We start from the raw sequence: 17,366 nt of genomic DNA, 5'->3' as shown, positions 1-17,366 counted from the left end.
GGCCTAGGACCGTGTTTTCCCATACACACGGGCAAGGCGGACAAATTCTTCCACACTCAAATCTTCAGCGCGACTGGTTTCCCTGATACCCGCTTCCGCCAGTAGGTCAAGGGCATTCACAGGCAGGCTTTTAAGGCTGGCACGCAGCATCTTGCGGCGCTGGCCAAACGCCCGCTCAACAACCAGTTCCAGATCCTTCTGCTTCACCGCAGCATCCATTGGTGCACAGGGTTCATAGTGAATAACCGCGCTTGCAACCTTTGGCGGCGGAGTGAAGGCAGCAGCGGGGACATTGACAGCGATTTTGACCTTGCCTCGCCACTGGGCCAACACCGACAGGCGGCCGTAGGCCTTGCTGCCCGGTTTTGCGACAATACGTTCGGCCACTTCGCGCTGAAACATCAGGGTCAGGCTTGAAAACCATGGTTTCCAATCCTCAAGCGTGAGCCATTTGATCAGCAGCAATGTACCAACGTTGTAGGGCAGGTTAGAGACGATGCGAAGTTTTTCCCCACCCTGAGGGGCCAGCAATTCGGTTTCGTTGACTTCTAGAGCGTCGCCCTGGAATACGCTCAGTCGCGCATCATATGCCAGAGAGACCTGTGCAAGGGCAGGCAAGCAACGTGCATCCATTTCCACCGCGACGACGCGCTTGGCGCCTTCGGCAAGCAGGCCGCGTGTCAGGCCACCGGGCCCCGGGCCAACTTCATAGACAATACTATCGCTGAGGTCCCCGGCAACGCGCGCAATCTTACGCGTGAGATTAAGATCAAGTAGAAAATTTTGGCCAAAAGACTTTTTGGCACGAAGGTCAAATTCCCGGATTACCTCACGAAGCGGGGGCAAGGTATCGCTCATGCCTGTGCCTCGCTATGCGCCATTCTTGTTGCCATGCGAATGGCTGCAAGCATGCTATCGGTGCGTGCGGTGCCTGTGCCGGCAAGGGGAAGCGCTGTACCATGATCAGGAGAGGTGCGGATGATCGGCAAGCCCAGTGTTACGTTCACACCGCTCCAGAAATCCAGCGTTTTTATCGGGATGAGAGCCTGATCATGATACATGCAGAGAGCCACGTCATATTTGGCGCGGGCATCGGCATGAAACAATGTGTCAGCGGGTTGCGGATCAGTAATCTCAATGCCAGCGTCACGTAGCGCCCAAACAGCAGGCATGAGATGTGTGGCTTCTTCGAGGCCCATGGTACCGCCTTCACCTGCATGGGGGTTGAGGCCTGCAAGTGCTATACGCGGCTTAACCACGCCAAAACGTGTACGCAAGTCATGCGCGGCAACCATGCCTGCATGGATAATGGCGTCCGCCGTAAGGTTTTTCGCGACATCCTTCAGTGCCACGTGAATAGTGACGGGGATAACCCTGAGCATATCAGTCGCCAGCATCATGACAGAATCACTGTCGTTGAGGCCGCATAACCTAGCGAGGTATTCCGTGTGGCCTGGCGCGTTGAAACCGGCCTGATACAGCCCGGCCTTATGAATGGGCGCAGTGACTATTCCGCTGACATCACCGCTGAGGGCAAGGTCAACGGCCTTGTCAATTGACGCGACCACACAAGCTCCGTTGGCAGGTGTAGGTGTGCCGGGCGTGATCTGTTCTGCATTCTCTACTGCAACGATCGGCAGGGAATCATTGAATTGGTCCGTGGCTGAGTGAACAGAATCCAAGAGGACGGTCGGCAAGTCAGCATCCACCGCAAACAGTGCGTCGGGTGAACCGACATATACAAATGGTGGAAGCCTGAGAACCTTGCGATCTCGCCATAGGCGGGCTATCAGTTCCGGCCCGACACCGGCGGGCTCTCCCATGGTGACGGCAAGTGGTGCGGGGCCGATATCACTGGAAGTTGCCCGGCTCATGTCCGGCGCCTAACGATAGTCGACGATGGCATCCCGGCGCAGGTCACGTAGATAGCGGCGGCCCATCATTGAAAGGCGCTGTTGCTCCATCTGGTCGTAAATCGCGTCGAAGTTTGGTTCCTGCACCGTCGGTTCTGTTCGGCTGCACACGAAAAGCACCCGCATGCCGTCGTCCATCGTCATGACGTCGCTGGCTTTGCCGACCTTGGCATCCTGCACAACGTTGCGGATCTCCGGCTGAAGGTCCCGCAGGCGCAGGTTGCCTATTTCCGTGCGTCCCTCTGCACCAGCATCTTCAGCATATTGTGCCACTTCGCCACAGCTGGTTTCCTGATTGTGCAAGTTTCCTACCGTTGCGCGGAATTTGGCAACAGCATCGGCGTCCTGCATTTGTTCTGCGGTCAGATGAACCTGACGCAGCGTCAACTGAGTGTCGAGTGGATCGGCGGTCAGGATACGGCGCCGGTCCCGTTGCGCCAGGATCACATAACCGCCAGGTGTACGGATGGGCGCAGATACATCACCCACAGCGAGTGCCTTTATTGCATCGGCATAGGTTGGATCCATGTCTTCGGCGGTGATCCAGCCAAGGTCTCCTCCGACAGCGGCCGTAGAGGACGCGGAAAGTTGCTGGGCGAGATCAGGGAAAGAAGCGCCCTGCTTGATCCGTTCGACCAGCTCTTCCGCGTTGGCGCGAACACTGGCCTCCTGCTCGGGGCTGTCTACAATCAATACAATCTCAGCGAGGCGGTATTCAAATTTGCCGCGGTTGTCATAGATGCGCTTGATATAGGCTTCGACTTCCTCATCCGACACGCTCACAAATGAACCAAGACGCCCCTGGACCAGTTGGGACCAGGCGATTTCTGCTTCCATCTGGTTAACCATGGTCTGCTTGCTCGACCCGATGCCGCGAAGCGCCGCTTCAAGCTGTTCCGGCGTTTGGTTCAAGCCCTGCGCACGACGGGCAAAAAATTGCTCCAGATCTGAATCCGGGATTGTCAGGTCAACAGTTTTTGCTTCTTGCAATTGCAGTCGCTCATCGACCATGGAACGAATGACCTGCTCACGGACCTTGAGAAACTCCTGTTCGCTTTCCACACCGCCCGCAACGGCAATAACCAGACGCAGACGCTGGTTAATGTCGAAACTGGAGATTGGCTCATCATTAACCAGCACTTCAATGCTGTTGATGGCTTGCTGGCCTTGGGCCGCCCCCGCAATCAGCGCCGCAACACCGGCGCCCAGAAGGCCGTTCCGTACCAGAAGTTTTGTTTTCTCGATTAGTCTCGCCATGCCCAAACTTTACATCTCAAATATTTTCAATCGATCGCTTTCGCGCTCATTATGGTTAGCCTTTTAGACGCTTTCTAGGCGCCGTACTAGCCCAAATTCTTCAATTTTAGCCGGAACATAATCGAGGTGCCGGGTTCTACGTCACGGTCGCGGGTATAGGTTTCGCGCCAGCGCAGGCCCAGTTCGATACATTCGTTGCTATATGAGACACCGACGTCGTATTTCACGCCGCCCGCGTCTTCCTTCACCAATAACGTGCCACCGGACGAGTTATCAAGGGTTCGCACAGATGCGCCACTCAGCCGGTGCGTGAAACCACCATCAACTCGCCAATTCTCGTCGATATTGTAATACGCGCTGGCCCTGACTTCTTCGCGGTCTTCACGCGTGACAATATTCATGTCGCGATCAAGCTTCAGATATCCGGCCTGCATACCGACCACACGACCCCGCATAGCGACCATCAGTTCGTTACGTCTGACCGCCAGCGTCTCTTCATCCACTCGGTAGCGGTGTTCAAAATCGAGCCAATTTTTATAAGTAACGCGCGTACGGCCAACAAGGTTGGAAAGATCCCCCTCAAGTCCCGCTCCGTCTGCAAACACCGTGTCGGTGCCGGTGATGCGCCAGGATTGCCCCAGCATGACATCGGTGGACCATGACGGCCCATCATAACGCCACTGCATGCCATAAGTGACGCGGCTGCCTTCTTCCCACAGGTCGTAACCAGAGGCCCGGTCAGCCGAGAACAAATTCAGGTCATTGAGTTCAAATGCCCGACTGTCCTCGTTGACAATATCGTCCGGCGTTCCGCGGCGGGGAGACACGGTTACTTCGACAATGGGTTCCACGGTGTGACTGCCGCTGTCGGTGAATTTTACCAATGGCCATGTGACTGTTGCGGTTGCGCGCACAAGGTTACGCCACTCACTGCCATCACCCGCGCCAAATGTCCCTGAAAAAATAGGATCATCAGGGCGATCAGTGTCGCTCAGGTTATACGCTTCCGAGCGCGCGTATGCCTCAAGGTCCACCACGAAGCCTTTTGGCGTGATCAAGCGCCGCTGCCAACTTGCCGATAGCGAGACACGCTGGGTATCGAGCCCATCAGTACGGCGTAGGGCAAGTGCGTTCCCTTTGATGCTGACGCTACCGCCTAGCGGCTGAAAATTTGGAATATATTCAGCGTCGATCAAGGGCAAAGCATGACCCGTCAAGCCACTGACGTCTTCAACCCGCAGGCCTTGAAAGCCAACTGTCCGCACGGAAATATAGGAGCGATCATAAAACCCTTCGAGGTTATACTCACTCACCAGCGTATCGGCGTCCGACAGATCATATCGGCGGAGGTAAGTGTCATCCGATGCCCAGTTCACCTGATAAGTTGAACGCCAACGCTTGGAGTGACTGAAATAACCGTCTGAACTGAAGTGGCCACGAAACTCTTTTTCACCCGTCAGATCGCCATTGTCGTCACGACCGTCGGTATAGGTGACGCTGCCGTCCATCTCATAGCGGCCAAAACCAAGATGGTGTCGATATTCACCGGCAAGCACCAACCCTTCCTTGGTGGTGAAAATCGGCTTTAGTGTCGCGTCTTGGCTGTCATTGAAGACATGATAGTAGGGTACGCCGATGACAACACCCAGGTTCTTCCCGGTTTGGATATCCAGTGGCAGCAGGCCGCTTGCCCTGTCAACTGTGGGGTCCGGGTGAGAAAAATAGGGTGTCCACAAAATGGGCACACCAAATACCTCAAGCGACGCATTTTTATAATAAAGGCGTTTTTTTTCGCGGTCGTGGACAACGCGGACAGCCTTGATCTGCCACAAAGGTTCCTTGCCGCTGCCATCTGCGCAAACCTTGCACGGGCTGTAGACAGCATGATCAAGTGTGGTTGTGCCTGCCTCACCATCCCGTGTCGCTTCGGCCGCCGCAACTTGAGCGCCGTCAGTCATCAGGAGGCGGATGTCCTCCACAAACGCATCGCGCAGCGCATCGGACAGGATAACTTTTGGTGCAAGGATACGCTCGCCGGTCGGCGTGGTCAGTTCCACCGCGCCAAAAGCCTCGGCGGTGCCGGTGCGTTCATTGTAGACGACTTCTCCGGCCTCAAGCACATACCCATCGCGCTGGAAATATACCCTCCCGATGGCGCGGACCTCTCCGGTATCCGGGTTGTATGTCAGGCTGTCGGCCGATAGTTCAACATTTGCCGACGCTTCGTCAGCTTCCTGCGCGTTGATCGGCGGCGCAAATATGACCGTCGAGGCCAGCAGGCCCGCCAGGATAAGCGACTTTCCTGAAACAGTTTTCCTCATAAGCACCGACGCGGTCCCACCATTGATTTTGTGCTTTGATAGCGGCTGTACGTGAACGGCGCAATGATGATCGTCCATTCCCACAAAACTCGTCATAAACCTCAGGCGCTTATTCCGGTAAAAATGTGGCGATTTCACGAGCACCACTTGCACATAAGCCCGAGAAGAGGCATTAGGTTGAGGGAGGCCGGTCCCGCGCCCTCAAAGGGCCTTCCGGGAACTGGCGAAAATCAAAAACAAAAGGGGTTCCCATGCAAATCGCGTTTGCTGCACTTGAACTGCCCAAATCGGGCGCCGTTGCGTTTCTCGTGGAAAAAGACAAGCCGCTTACCGGGCTCGCGGCTGAGGCCGATAGCCAGACCGGTGGCGCCATTTCAAAAGCAATCAGCGCGTCGCGTTTCAATGGAAGCAGCGGCCAGACGCTTGAGGTACTGGCACCAAGCGGGTTAGCAACAGAACGCGTGTTGCTGGTGGGCGTCGGTGAATCGGATAAGCTTTCCGCACAGGACTGGCTAGAAACGGGCGCCGCTATCACGGCTTCGCTTCTTGGCTCCGGCAGCAGCGAGGTATCCATCATCGCGGATGCGAATGGCACCGATGTTGTGTCGATCGCTGAGGGCGCGCTCATGCGCTCCTACCGCTTTGACAAATATCGCACCAAAGAGCCCGAAAGCAAAAAGCCGACGCTGAAAAAGGTCAGCATTGCGAGCAGCGCATCAGACGCGTCAAAGACCTTTGAAGCACGGAAAGCCGTTATTGATGGTGTTTTCTTCACACGTGACCTGATCTCCGAACCGGCGAATATCCTGTACCCGGAAAGTTTTGCTGACCGCATTGGCGAGTTGAAGGAACTGGGCGTCGACGTCGAAGTGCTGGGTGAAGCGGAGATGAGCAAGCTCGGCATGGGCGCGCTTTTGGGCGTGGGGCAAGGCTCGGTTCGCGAAAGCAAGCTTGCCATCATGACCTGGAACGGTGGCGGCAAAGGGGATGCACCGATCAGCTTCGTCGGCAAGGGGGTGACCTTCGACACGGGTGGCATTTCACTCAAGCCTGGCGAAGGCATGGAACAAATGAAATGGGATATGGGCGGAGCCGGTACCGTTGTCGGGCTGATGAAGGCGCTTGCCGGTCGCAAAGCCAAAGTCAACGTGGTGGCAGTTGTCGGCCTTGTAGAAAACATGCCTGACGGCAATGCCCAGCGTCCGGGTGACGTGGTAACCTCGATGTCCGGCCAGACGATTGAGATTCTCAACACGGATGCAGAAGGTCGTCTCGTGCTTGCGGATGCACTTTGGTACACACAAGATCGCTTTAAGCCAAAGATGATGATTGATCTTGCCACGCTGACGGGTGCTATCATCATTACGCTGGGCCACGAGCACGCGGGCATCTTTACAGACAATGAAGAGATCGCTGCTCAGCTTAGCAAAGCTGGCCTGGAGACGGGTGACAAGGTTTGGCGCCTACCTCTGCACAAGAATTATGACAAGATGATCGACTGCCAGGTTGCTGACATGAAGAACATTGGTGGTCGACCTGCGGGGTCGATCACGGCCGCACAGTTTCTGCGCAGGTTCACTAATGACGTGCCGTGGTGCCATATCGATATCGCGGGCACTGTTTGGTCCGATAAAGACCTGCCGCTTTCCGAAAAAGGCGGCACAGGCTATGGCGTTCGCCTGCTCGATCGTTTTGTCGCTGAAAACTACGAAGGCTAGGTTCCGTGGCGGAGATCCGGTTTTACCACCTGCAGCGCCAGACACTTGAGGAAGCGCTTCCCAAGTTGATGGAGCGTGTGGTGGAGGCCGGACTCCGTGCCGTTGTCAAGCTGCCGGAGCGTGGCATGATGGAAACCCTCAACAAGGTCTTGTGGGATTACGATGCTGCAAGCTTCCTGCCACATGATATCGAGGGCTGCGAAAGCCCTGAGGACCAGACCATTTTCCTGACCACGGGCGACCACAATCCCAACGCTGCCACGGTCCTTGTTCTCGTCGATGCGGTCAAAAGTCCGGACGTTAAAAACTATGACCGCTGCCTTTATATGTTTGACGGGCGCGACGAGGGCATCGTCGGTGCCGCCCGCGAAGACTGGAAAGTCTTCAAAGACTATGATGTCGATATGTCCTATTGGCAGCAGCGCGAGATGGGTGGCTGGGAGCAAAAGGCATGAGTGCCGGCTCTGTACCACACCGTGATCTGCCATATTATATCACCACTGACGTTTCGGTTTTTGATCATGTGCGGATGCACGGTTGGTTAAGCAACAGCTATTGGGCCAAGGGTATTCCGCGTGAGGTCATGACACGGGCCTTCGAAAATTCGCTGGGTTTTGGATTATTCCACAACAAACACGGTCAGATGGGCTGCGCCCGCATGATTACGGATCGCGCTACCTTTGCGTATCTGGCTGATGTTTATGTCAGCGAATCGTGCCGGGGCAACAAGCTGGGCCGCTGGTTGATTGATGTGATAATGGCGCACAGGGACATACAGGGCCTCAGACGCATAATGTTGGCAACAAGTGATATGCACAAGCTATATGCTCAGGTTGGCTTCAAGCCCTTGGCAAACCCAGACGCCATCATGGAAATCTCGGTGCCGGACCTGTACAGCCGCAAGGCGCCGTAATCCCGCCTGCCATCCGCCATAAAGCGATTTTAATCATTTCATTATGGCATCCGGAGCCCATCGTTACCGTTTTTTTACACCTGACGGGTTAAGCTGCCTCAATGGGGAGGATTTGAGAAAACATTAGTGGTCCTTTGTAAGGCGGCGGTAAAATGTACAAGTCCTTGAAGTGGTGTACAGGTTTAATCATTGGCGGTTATGTCGCTGTGGCAGCATTTGCATACAGCTTTCAGGAGCATCTGATGTTCCATTTTGCGCCGGTTCCTGACAATTACGAATATAAATTTCACGGTGCCTACGATAATGTGACCATCGAAAATGACGATGGGCACTTGCATGGCGTGTTATTCAAAAGCGAACTTATCAATACTGCGGGCCCGCGTCCTCGTAACCTTGTGATCTACTATAAAGGCAACGCTGGCAACGTCGGTGATTCCGAGCGTTTGGCCAAGCTGTTTCTCGGGCTAGGCTATGATGTTTTGTCAATGGACTATCGTGGTTTTGGCAAAAGCCGCGGCCCACTGTCAGAAGAAAAGCTGCTGGACGATGCGGAAAAATGGTTCGACTGGGGCGCGCAACGATATGGTACCCAGAATATTCGTGTGGTGGGATATTCTTTCGGCACAACATTCGCTAGCCACGTGGCTGCCGCAAAGGCGGTGTCGAACGTGATGTTATTTGCTCCGATGCGGTCTATTGTCGACATGGCAACCCGCCGCTATCCGTTCCTGCCTGAATTTCTGACCAACTATCCGCTCCGCAGCGACGAGAAGCTCAAGAATGCGGCTGGCCATGTGGTAATTTACCATGGCACCGCAGACGAAGTTGTTCCTTATGCATCCGGAGCAGGGCTACAGGATGTGCTGGGGGCTGACGACCTGTTTGTGCCCGTAGAGGGTGCAGATCACTATAATGTGGCGCTGCGTCCTGAAGTTCAGGCGGATATCATTTCGCGCTGGTCGCTCAGGACCGCCGTGCGAGCACAAATGTCGCAGCGAGCAGTGGCAGGTCTTTCAGGAGAAACAGCCCGCTAGAGCTGAGATAGGGGAAGCCGCCCATGTCGCTGTTCCACGCGAGACCAAAGGTGACGAGGAAGCTGAGCGTAACAACAAATGTGGCGGCGCTTAGCAGGCATCCAAAGGTAAAGAGCTTCCGGTTCCACCAGTAACCCGTCAGCAAGAGAAGCGTTACAAGTTCAATCACCCCAATCACATTGGACGCGCCTTGTTTATCGAAATAGTTGGTCAGCCACCAATTGAACACCGGGCTGGACTTGAGAAGCGGTTCAACTCCATTGGCTTCGGGGGCGGTGAATTTCATGCAGCCGATCCAGCCAAGCACAAGGATGAGCCCCAGCAGCATAACTGTTTCAGAGTACCTGTACCCGAGGCGCCACATGGCGAGGCCAAGCAGTGTGACATGTTTGATAATGCCTTGCCCGGAGCCAATAGCAGGAAAGCCGCCCAGGCTTTCAATCCATACGGGATTGGTGAACATCAGGCTGAGCGCGCCAAGGCTGTAAATAGCAACAAACCAATAGGCGAGCCGTTTTAGATGGTCCGGCACGGAATGTAACGCGATAAGAAGCCCGGCAAGCGCCTGCAGCCCACCAAGCCCCCACATGATATAGTGTTTGTTGGGCAGAAGTCCCTTCAGCAAAATATGCCCGGATATCCAACGTTCGACGGTGCCTGTGCTGGCACCTGATATATTCATCAGGCCAAACCAGATCAGCAGCACAGCAAGTGAAAGCGTGACAAAAACGTCGGTGAAGGTGCGGCCCGGGCGCACGCGTTCGGTAATGGCAAACAAGGAAGCCCCCTTTGATATTTTCCGGGAGTAGGCCGCATGTGGACCTGCTTCGTCAAGTTTATGACGCGGCGTTCACGGCCTCTTGAGCTTCGGTATAGGCTTCCTCGGCCAGCATCCACGCTTCCTCGGCTTCGGTAATCTGGACCGTCAGGTCGCCAGCCATTTTGGAAAGCCTGGCGACTTTGTTTTCTTGGCCGGGCTCATAAAGACGTGGATCGGCGAGACGGGTATCGACCTTGTCTTTCTCGGCCATCAGTTTTTCAAGGACTGCTTCCGCCCGTTCCGCCGCGCGTTTGTAGGGCGCAAGTTGACGCCGCAGTTCTGCTGCGTTCTGACGTGCTGCCTTTTTCTGGTTTTCCTGGCGTGGCCCGCGCTTTTCTGACCGCTCGCCGGAGCGCTCCTTAAGCAGGTGCTGCTTATAATCTTCAAGGTCACCTTCAAAACGCTTCACATCGCCTTTTTCAACGATCCACAGACGATCGACACAGGCTTCGACCAGATGCCGGTCATGGCTGATCAACAGCACGGCGCCGTCATATTCGTTGATCGCATGTATGAGCGCCTCGCGGCTGTCTACATCCAGATGGTTCGTCGGTTCATCAAGGATAATCAGTTGTGGGGCTTCAAAGGTGGCGATAGCAAACATTAGCCGTGCCTTCTCGCCACCTGAAAGCGATTCGACCGGCCGGTCTGCCTTGTCCGCGCCGAAACCAAATGAGCCAAGGCGCGCGCGCACTTTGGCTTCAATGGCATCAGGCATCATCTTCTGCAGATGGTCAAATGGCGATGCCTTGGCGACGAGCTCATCAAGCTGATGCTGCGCAAAATATCCCACCTTCAGGACGCGCGATTTGCGCATCTTGCCGTCCATGGGTTTCAGTTTGTCGGCCAAAAGTTTTGCGAAAGTGGACTTGCCGTTACCATTGGCCCCCAAAAGCGCGATACGGTCATCCATATCGATGCGAAGGTCGAGTTTCTTGAGAACAGGATGGCCCACTTCATAGCCCACGCTGGCTTCCTCAAGCGCGATAAGAGGAGAAGACAGCGGATCAGGCTTGGGGAATTTGAATGGCACTGTGTGCTCATCAAGCATCGTAGCGATCGGCTTCATGCGCTCAAGCGCCTTGACACGACTTTGTGCCTGCTTGGCTTTGCTTGCTTTGGCCTTAAAGCGGTCAACAAACGCCTGAATATGCCGCCGTTCGGCTTCCTGCTTGGTTTTGAGTGCCATCTGGCGTTCCATCAGCTCACGACGCAATTCCTCAAACCGGTCATATCCGCCGGTGTAAAGGTTCAGCTTGGCTTGCTCCAGGTGTACAATGTGGGTGACGGCTTTGTTCAGCAGGTCACGGTCGTGGCTCACAATCAGTACAGTATACGGATAACTGCGCAGGAAATTCTCAAGCCAGATCACGCCTTCAAGGTCGAGATAGTTGGTAGGCTCATCCAGCAGGAGCAGGTCTGGTTCGTTGAACAGCACGCATGCCAGTGCGACGCGCATGCGCCAACCGCCTGAGTAGCTGGAGCAGGGCCGGGCTTGCGCTTCAGTATCAAAACCCAGGCCAGAAAGGATTGTCGCGGCGCGCGCTTCTGCGGTGTGCGCGCCAATGTCGGCGAGCCGATTATGAATTTCGGCGACGCGCAAGGGGTCCGTCGCGGTTTTGGCTTCTTCTTCAAGGACCGTGAGTTCCTTGTTGGACAGCAGAACTGTTTCAAGAAGGCTTTGTGGTCCGCCGGGTGCCTCTTGGCCCACATGGCCGATCCGTGCCCTGGGGCGAATACTGATGTCCCCCGATTCCGGCCCTGTTTCCCCCAGAATCATTTTAAGGAGCGTGGACTTGCCCGCACCATTTTTACCAACAAAACCAACCTTGTGGCCCGCAGGCACGTGTACAGTCGCGGCGTCAAAAAGAACGCGGTCGGCAATACGGTAGGTGATGTCGTTTATGTGCAACATGGCGCGCGAAGTATCACAGGGCGGGCCCGGTGGCAATGGCGCTTGAAGACCTGAGGTAACAAAGGCGCATGCAATGCTTGGCTTTGCAGGCAATTGCAGCTATAAGGCGCGCGAATCTGTTTAACCCCATTATAAAAGGGATAGTCACATGGCTGTGCAACGCACTTTTTCGATCATTAAACCAGACGCCACCAACCGCAACCTCACCGGTGCCGTAAACGCGAAACTTGAAGCCGCTGGCCTGCGCATCGTTGCGCAAAAGCGCATTCAAATGACGCAAGCGCAAGCTGAAACTTTCTACGCTGTTCACTCCGAGCGTCCGTTCTTCGGCGAGCTCGTTGAGTTCATGACCTCGGCTCCTGTTGTTGTTCAGGTTCTCGAAGGCGAAAACGCTGTTCTGAAAAACCGGGAAGTGATGGGTGCCACCAACCCGTCTGAAGCCGCTGAAGGCACCATCCGTAAAGAATTCGCCCTCTCGATCGGCGAAAACTCCGTTCATGGTTCCGACAGCGAAGAGAACGCAACGATCGAAATCGCGCAGTTCTTCTCCGGCAACGAGATTGTTGGCTAATCAGTCACTCTCGCTACCAATGAATCAGAAAGGCCGGGAACGTTCCCGGCCTTTTGCTTTTCGGTAAATCTTTTTGGTTCAGGGGGCTGGGTTAATAAGCCCGGCATTCGGTAGTGCCACATCTTCCTTGACCGCAACCTTGTTGCCAGAAACCCGCACCTTGCCTTCAGCGATCAGCCTCACGGCGGCGGGATACATGCGGTGCTCATATTCCAGGGTCTTGGCGATCAGGCTGTCTTCGGTCTCATCTGGCGCGATCGGAATGGCGGCCTGCATGATGATTGGGCCATTGTCCATCTCAGGTCGCACATAATGGATTGTACACCCAGCGAATTTCACACCGTCCTCCAGCGCACGCGCATGGGTGTGCAGGCCTTTATAGGAGGGCAGGAGAGACGGATGAATGTTGATCATGCGGTCTTTCCAGCGCCCGACAAATTCAGAGCCCAGAAGGCGCATGAACCCGGCGAGGCAGACAAGCTGCACCTTATGGTCGCTCAGGCATTCATGGATGGCATCTTCAAACTGGGAACGTTCCTCATAGCCCTTGTGATCAACACACACTGCCTTGATCCCGGCGCCGCGCGCGCGGTCCAGGCCTTTGGCGTCAGGACGGTTTGAGATCACCACTTCAATGGTGGCCGGATAGTCGCCTTTCTCGCAAGCATTAATCAGCGCCTGCAAGTTTGTACCGCTACCGGAAATCATCACTCCAAGGCGCAACTTTCGCACAAGCTTACCCTTCTGCCGTGATGGCGGACCAATCCGCGTCAGCGCCCCATGTTCCGGCTTTGCCAATTACACGGCATTTGGGCGAGCCTTCGCCCCCGGTGATACGGCCAACAGTATAAACGGTTTCGCCTTCGGCTTCGAACAGGGCCTTTGCCGCTTCCGCATCTTCCTCGGCGACAACGACCACCATGCCGATGCCACAGTTGAACGTGCGTGACATCTCCGCGGTCTGAATATTCCCTTGCTGCTGCAGCCAGCCAAATACCGGTGGCAAGGTCCAGGCGCCGCTATCGATTTCAGCCTGCGTGTCCTTGGGCATCACCCGTGGCACATTCTCAAGGAAACCGCCGCCGGTGATGTGTGACAGAGCCTTCACGTAGCCCTTGCGTGTGGCAGCAAGGCAGCTTTTCACATAAATTTTTGTAGGCGCCAATAGCGCTTCGCCCAAAGTTTGGCTGTCATCAAACGGGGCGCTGTCAGCATAATCGAAGCCCTTGTCGCCAACGATGCGACGGATCAGCGAATAGCCGTTCGAATGTGTGCCGTTTGATGCAAGGCCAAGAAGCACATCACCTGCAGCAACGGTCGAGCCATCGATCATGGTGCCGCGTTCCGCAGCGCCGACAGCAAAACCGGCAAGGTCATAGTCCTTGTCCTGATACATTCCTGGCATTTCTGCGGTTTCGCCGCCAATAAGCGCACAGCCTGCCTGGCGGCACCCTTCGGCGATCCCGGCCACTACATCGGTCATCTGCGCCACGTCGAGGTGGCCTGTTGCCATATAGTCCAGAAAAAGTAGGGGTTCGGCACCTTGCACCACAAGGTCGTTGACGCACATGGCAACGAGGTCGATGCCGACGGTGTCGTGCTTGCCTGCGTCGATAGCCACCTTCAGTTTGGTGCCAACACCATCATTGGCCGCAACGAGGATAGGGTCGTGAAACCCAGCTGCGCGCAGGTCAAATAGCCCGCCAAAGCCACCGAGAGAAGCGTCAGCGCCCGAGCGACGTGTTGACGCAGCCAATGGCTTGATGTTTTCGACAAGTGCTTCGCCTGCGTCAATATCGACGCCTGCCTGTTTATAAGTATAGGATTGAGTATCTTGTGCCACGATCGAGACCTGTTCTGCCGCAAATAAGGCAAATTTGCTTGTCAGCCTATGAGCGCTGGCAATTGCCCGCTCAATTGCTATAAGGGGGCGTTATAGGGACGTCACGCCGGTTATGAAAGAGTTTATGCATAACTATTTCAGAAATAGCACAATTTTCAGCCTGGCATTTGTCTTTTTTGCCGGGTTAAGCCTGCTTTTCACCTCATCGGGTGCCTCTGCCCGCGCTGTTGAGGATTCGACCGACCTGTTGTTTACCATCCGGGACATCAGGGTGGACGAAACCGCCTCGCGCGCCAGCGAGGCTCGGGAGACGGCGCTGGAAAAGGCCGAAATGCTGGCCTACCAGAAACTGCTGGGCAAGTTGGTGCAGGAAGACGGGCGCAACAGGTTGCCTGAGTTGTCCCGCTCCCAGGTGCAGGGACTGGTTACGGCACTTGAGGTTGTGGAGGAGCAATCATCCTCGCGCAGATATCTGGCAACGCTCAATGTGCGTTTTGAACCCGGCCTCGTGAGCCAGTTTCTGGCGAAACACAATGTGCCGCATGTGCTGAGCACCGGACAGGGCATCCTTGTGTTGCACGGCCATCAGCGGGGGCTGTCAGAGATACTCTGGGAAGGCGATCCGGCCATCAAAACGGCACACAGCCAGGTGGATTGGGTCAACCGAATCCGTCAGTATGTTTTCGCGCGAGGCGAGATCAGGGAGCGTGCCGCCATTACCTTTCGCGAGGTACAGGCTCTTTCGGCACCTCAGGCGCGCGAGGTTGCAAAATTATATGGCGTGCAGGATGCCCTGTTGATTGCCTCTCGCTGGCACCATTCACCCGGTGGGCCTATTCTTGAATATTGCTATCTGTCAACTGACAATGGCATGACAGGCGATGGCGAGATTATCGGCAGGGAAAACGAGGCAGAGGCGATTGCCGCGATGTATGAGGCAGTCCTTGAAGCCATCGATACCGCGTGGCGTAGCCAGCTTCTGGTTGATACGGCCGTTGGAGGCAAGATAGATGTTCTTGTGCCAAGTACGTCGCTTGATATCCTGACAAATGTGCAAGCACGGCTTGCGGATGTAACACTTGTGCGCGATGTCCGCACGTTGCAGGTAGGCTTGCCGTTCAGCAAGATATCTTTTGCCTATACGGGGCGTGAGGAGCAACTTATCCTTTCACTTCGCTACGCGGGGCTGATACTTGGCTATTATGGTGAAGACCGGATACTGGCGCCCAAGATTGAGGGCGATCAGGGGGAATAGGGGGCGTATATGAATAAGTGGTTCTGGATAGGCGGCATTGCGGTGGCCGCCGTTTTTTTCTATCTGACCCGCGGCATCTTGCTCCCGTTCATCGCGGGGCTTGCTATTGCTTATTTCCTTGATCCTCTGGCGGACAGGCTGGAAGCACGGAAAGTGTCGCGGAGTGCCGCTGCGGCTATTGTCATCACGGTCTTTTTCCTGTTGATCTTATCCATCATCGTGGCGTTCTGGCCCGTGTTGCAGTCGCAGATTGTTGCGGCATCCCATACTTTGCCGGAAGCTCTGGCCGCGCTGAAGCCCAAGTTCAATGAGCTGATGCTGTCGTTGTCTACCCGCTTCGGGCTGGATGTGCCACAGGATGTGGACGGCCTTATCTCCACCTTCTCGGACGAAATCCTGGTCAAGGTACGCGAGGCGGCAACCGGCGCCATCAAGGGCGGCATCGCAATCTTCAATGTTCTTTCGCTGGTTCTTATATCGCCCGTGGTGGCTTTTTATCTGTTAAGGGACTGGGACCGTATCATCGCAAAAATTGACAGTTGGTTGCCGAAAAAAACCGGACCGGTCGTGCGCGAGCAGGCACAAAAGATTGATACCGTACTGGCTGGCTTTGTACGCGGGCAGATACTGGTGTGCGCCGCCATGGGTGTGCTCTACGGTGTGGGCTGGGCAATTGTTGGCCTCGACTTCGCGCTTGTTCTGGGCGTTCTGGCTGGCGTGATGTCCTTCGTACCCTTTGTTGGCGCCCTGTTTGCTGCGGGGGTTGCCGTTGCGATGGCCATCGGCCAATGGGGCTTCGACCCTATGCACATCGCCATGGTGGCCGGGGTGTTTTTTGTGGTGCAAACCATTGAAGGCGGTTTCCTGACGCCGAAGCTTATCGGCGGACGGGTTGGACTGCATCCGGTCTGGGTTTTGTTTGCGGTATTTGCTGGTGGTGAGATCGCTGGTTTTGTGGGTGTACTTGTGGCGGTGCCAGCTGCGGCGGCGATCGCCATACTGGTACGGTTTTATATCGACCATTATCTTGATCACTATAACCTGCAGCCAAAACCGTCCGCTGTTGCCGTTGAGCCGGCTGCCCCTGTAGGCGAGAGTAACAACCGCGATGGCTGAAGAAGTTTCCCAAATACCGCTTGATCTGCCTCATAAACCCAGTTTCGAGTGGGAAGACTTTGTTGTTTCCAGTTCCAACGAGGCCGCGTTTGCTACGCTTGACGGCTGGCCGGACTGGCCGCATCACGCTGTTGCGTTGGTCGGGCCCAAAGCATCAGGAAAAAGCCACCTTTCAACCGCATGGGCCAAGCGAGCAGGGGCTGTGCGGGTTGATATAAGCCGAGAACTTGATTCATTGCCGGATACCAGGCCAGTGCTCGTTGAAGGCGCTGATGAGGCCGACCTGAACGAGGCTGCGCTTTTCCATCTATTTAACTGGACAAAAGAAGCGGGTACCAGCTTGTTATTGACGGCCAAAACGCCACCAAATCGCTGGAATGTTGACCTGCCGGATTTGCGGTCTCGTCTGGCAACGGTGCATGTTGCCGAAATCGAGGAACCTGACGATCATTTGTTGATGATTTTGCTGGTAAAGCTCTTTTCAGACAGGCAGTTACAAGTGGACCTTTCAGTGATAAGTTACGTCTTGCCACGGATCGAGCGGTCATTTGATGCAGCCAAGGCGCTTGTCGAGGAACTGGACCGTAGCGCCCTTGCGGAAAAACGAAAAATTACGCGGGCGCTCGCCAAAACTTGCCTTGAAACCGGGGCACGGCAATAATTGTAACAAAGTTCAGGTATGGCAACGCA

Annotated in this window: 16 protein-coding genes; 8 read left to right on the top strand and 8 right to left on the bottom strand. The window is 55.3% G+C overall.

The features are described 5' to 3' along the window. Window positions 1–3: 3 nt before the first annotated feature. The 4 genes from rsmA to OEU85_RS12080 form a co-directional block, all read right to left on the bottom strand. Entirely contained in the window at window positions 4–858 is an 855-nt protein-coding gene (rsmA, locus tag OEU85_RS12095) for a 16S rRNA (adenine(1518)-N(6)/adenine(1519)-N(6))-dimethyltransferase RsmA (protein WP_262691736.1), read from the bottom strand. Next, window positions 855–1,874 carry a 4-hydroxythreonine-4-phosphate dehydrogenase PdxA gene (gene pdxA, locus OEU85_RS12090; RefSeq protein ID WP_262691735.1) on the bottom strand — a complete coding sequence of 340 codons (1,020 nt, stop codon included), beginning with the start codon at window positions 1,872–1,874 and terminating at the stop codon, window positions 855–857. Before pdxA ends, rsmA begins: the two co-directional genes overlap by 4 nt. A 9-nt stretch (window positions 1,875–1,883) precedes the next feature. Continuing rightward, the gene (locus OEU85_RS12085) at window positions 1,884–3,170 is read right to left on the bottom strand and encodes a peptidylprolyl isomerase (RefSeq protein ID WP_262691734.1); all 1,287 of its coding nucleotides are present in this window, start codon (window positions 3,168–3,170) and stop codon (window positions 1,884–1,886) included. A gap of 86 nt (window positions 3,171–3,256) precedes the next feature. Continuing rightward, entirely contained in the window at window positions 3,257–5,491 is a 2,235-nt protein-coding gene (locus OEU85_RS12080) for an LPS-assembly protein LptD (protein WP_262691829.1), read from the bottom strand. 251 nt (window positions 5,492–5,742) lie between these two features. Between OEU85_RS12080 and OEU85_RS12075 the strand changes: the two genes are divergently transcribed. From OEU85_RS12075 to OEU85_RS12060, 4 genes are all read left to right on the top strand, one after another. After that, a complete protein-coding gene (locus OEU85_RS12075; protein ID WP_262691733.1) occupies window positions 5,743–7,209 on the top strand; it encodes a leucyl aminopeptidase in 1,467 nt (488 codons plus the stop codon). A gap of 5 nt (window positions 7,210–7,214) precedes the next feature. Next, window positions 7,215–7,664: a DNA polymerase III subunit chi gene (locus OEU85_RS12070; RefSeq protein ID WP_262691732.1), complete on the top strand. Its 450-nt coding sequence runs from the start codon at window positions 7,215–7,217 to the stop codon at window positions 7,662–7,664. Then, window positions 7,661–8,122 (top strand): GNAT family N-acetyltransferase, encoded by a 462-nt coding sequence (locus tag OEU85_RS12065; RefSeq protein ID WP_262691731.1) that lies wholly within the window; start codon window positions 7,661–7,663, stop codon window positions 8,120–8,122. The genes OEU85_RS12070 and OEU85_RS12065 overlap by 4 nt, the downstream gene beginning before the upstream one ends. A gap of 206 nt (window positions 8,123–8,328) precedes the next feature. Beyond that, a complete protein-coding gene (locus tag OEU85_RS12060; RefSeq protein ID WP_262691730.1) occupies window positions 8,329–9,156 on the top strand; it encodes an alpha/beta hydrolase in 828 nt (275 codons plus the stop codon). Here OEU85_RS12060 and OEU85_RS12055 read toward each other — a convergent pair. Both OEU85_RS12055 and OEU85_RS12050 read right to left on the bottom strand, forming a co-directional pair. Further along, window positions 9,086–9,934 (bottom strand): YkgB family protein, encoded by an 849-nt coding sequence (locus tag OEU85_RS12055; RefSeq protein ID WP_262691729.1) that lies wholly within the window; start codon window positions 9,932–9,934, stop codon window positions 9,086–9,088. The two genes, OEU85_RS12060 and OEU85_RS12055, sit on opposite strands and share 71 nt — an antisense overlap. 58 nt (window positions 9,935–9,992) lie before the next feature. After that, window positions 9,993–11,891, bottom strand: coding sequence for an ABC-F family ATP-binding cassette domain-containing protein (locus tag OEU85_RS12050; RefSeq protein WP_262691728.1), 1,899 nt, complete (start codon window positions 11,889–11,891; stop codon window positions 9,993–9,995). Between the two features lie 148 nt (window positions 11,892–12,039). Here OEU85_RS12050 and ndk point away from each other — a divergent pair, with 148 nt between their 5' ends. After that, on the top strand, window positions 12,040–12,462 hold the full coding sequence (gene ndk, locus OEU85_RS12045; RefSeq protein ID WP_262691727.1) for a nucleoside-diphosphate kinase: 423 nt from the start codon (window positions 12,040–12,042) through the stop codon (window positions 12,460–12,462). A 78-nt stretch (window positions 12,463–12,540) separates the two neighbouring features. Here the strand turns inward: ndk and purN are convergent, their stop codons facing one another. Together purN and purM are read right to left on the bottom strand one after the other, a co-directional pair. Next, on the bottom strand, window positions 12,541–13,194 hold the full coding sequence (purN, locus tag OEU85_RS12040; RefSeq protein WP_262691726.1) for a phosphoribosylglycinamide formyltransferase: 654 nt from the start codon (window positions 13,192–13,194) through the stop codon (window positions 12,541–12,543). 4 nt (window positions 13,195–13,198) lie between these two features. Continuing rightward, entirely contained in the window at window positions 13,199–14,308 is a 1,110-nt protein-coding gene (gene purM / locus OEU85_RS12035) for a phosphoribosylformylglycinamidine cyclo-ligase (RefSeq protein WP_394805419.1), read from the bottom strand. A 109-nt stretch (window positions 14,309–14,417) separates the two neighbouring features. On the opposite strand from purM, the gene OEU85_RS12030 reads away from it, so the two are divergent. Genes OEU85_RS12030 through OEU85_RS12020 form a run of 3 tightly spaced genes read left to right on the top strand, consistent with a single transcriptional unit; the run spans window position 14,418 to window position 17,337 of the window. Next, window positions 14,418–15,560 (top strand): DUF2066 domain-containing protein, encoded by a 1,143-nt coding sequence (locus OEU85_RS12030; protein ID WP_262691724.1) that lies wholly within the window; start codon window positions 14,418–14,420, stop codon window positions 15,558–15,560. 9 nt (window positions 15,561–15,569) lie between these two features. Beyond that, window positions 15,570–16,676: an AI-2E family transporter gene (locus tag OEU85_RS12025; RefSeq protein ID WP_262691723.1), complete on the top strand. Its 1,107-nt coding sequence runs from the start codon at window positions 15,570–15,572 to the stop codon at window positions 16,674–16,676. Next, the gene (locus OEU85_RS12020; RefSeq protein WP_262691722.1) at window positions 16,669–17,337 is read left to right on the top strand and encodes an HdaA/DnaA family protein; all 669 of its coding nucleotides are present in this window, start codon (window positions 16,669–16,671) and stop codon (window positions 17,335–17,337) included. The genes OEU85_RS12025 and OEU85_RS12020 overlap by 8 nt, the downstream gene beginning before the upstream one ends. Window positions 17,338–17,366 lie beyond the last annotated feature (29 nt).

This window comes from Kordiimonas aestuarii (assembly GCF_025574465.1).
Taxonomy (GTDB): Bacteria; Pseudomonadota; Alphaproteobacteria; order Sphingomonadales; family Kordiimonadaceae; genus Kordiimonas; species Kordiimonas aestuarii.
This window is presented reverse-complemented; position numbering and strand designations above follow the sequence as displayed.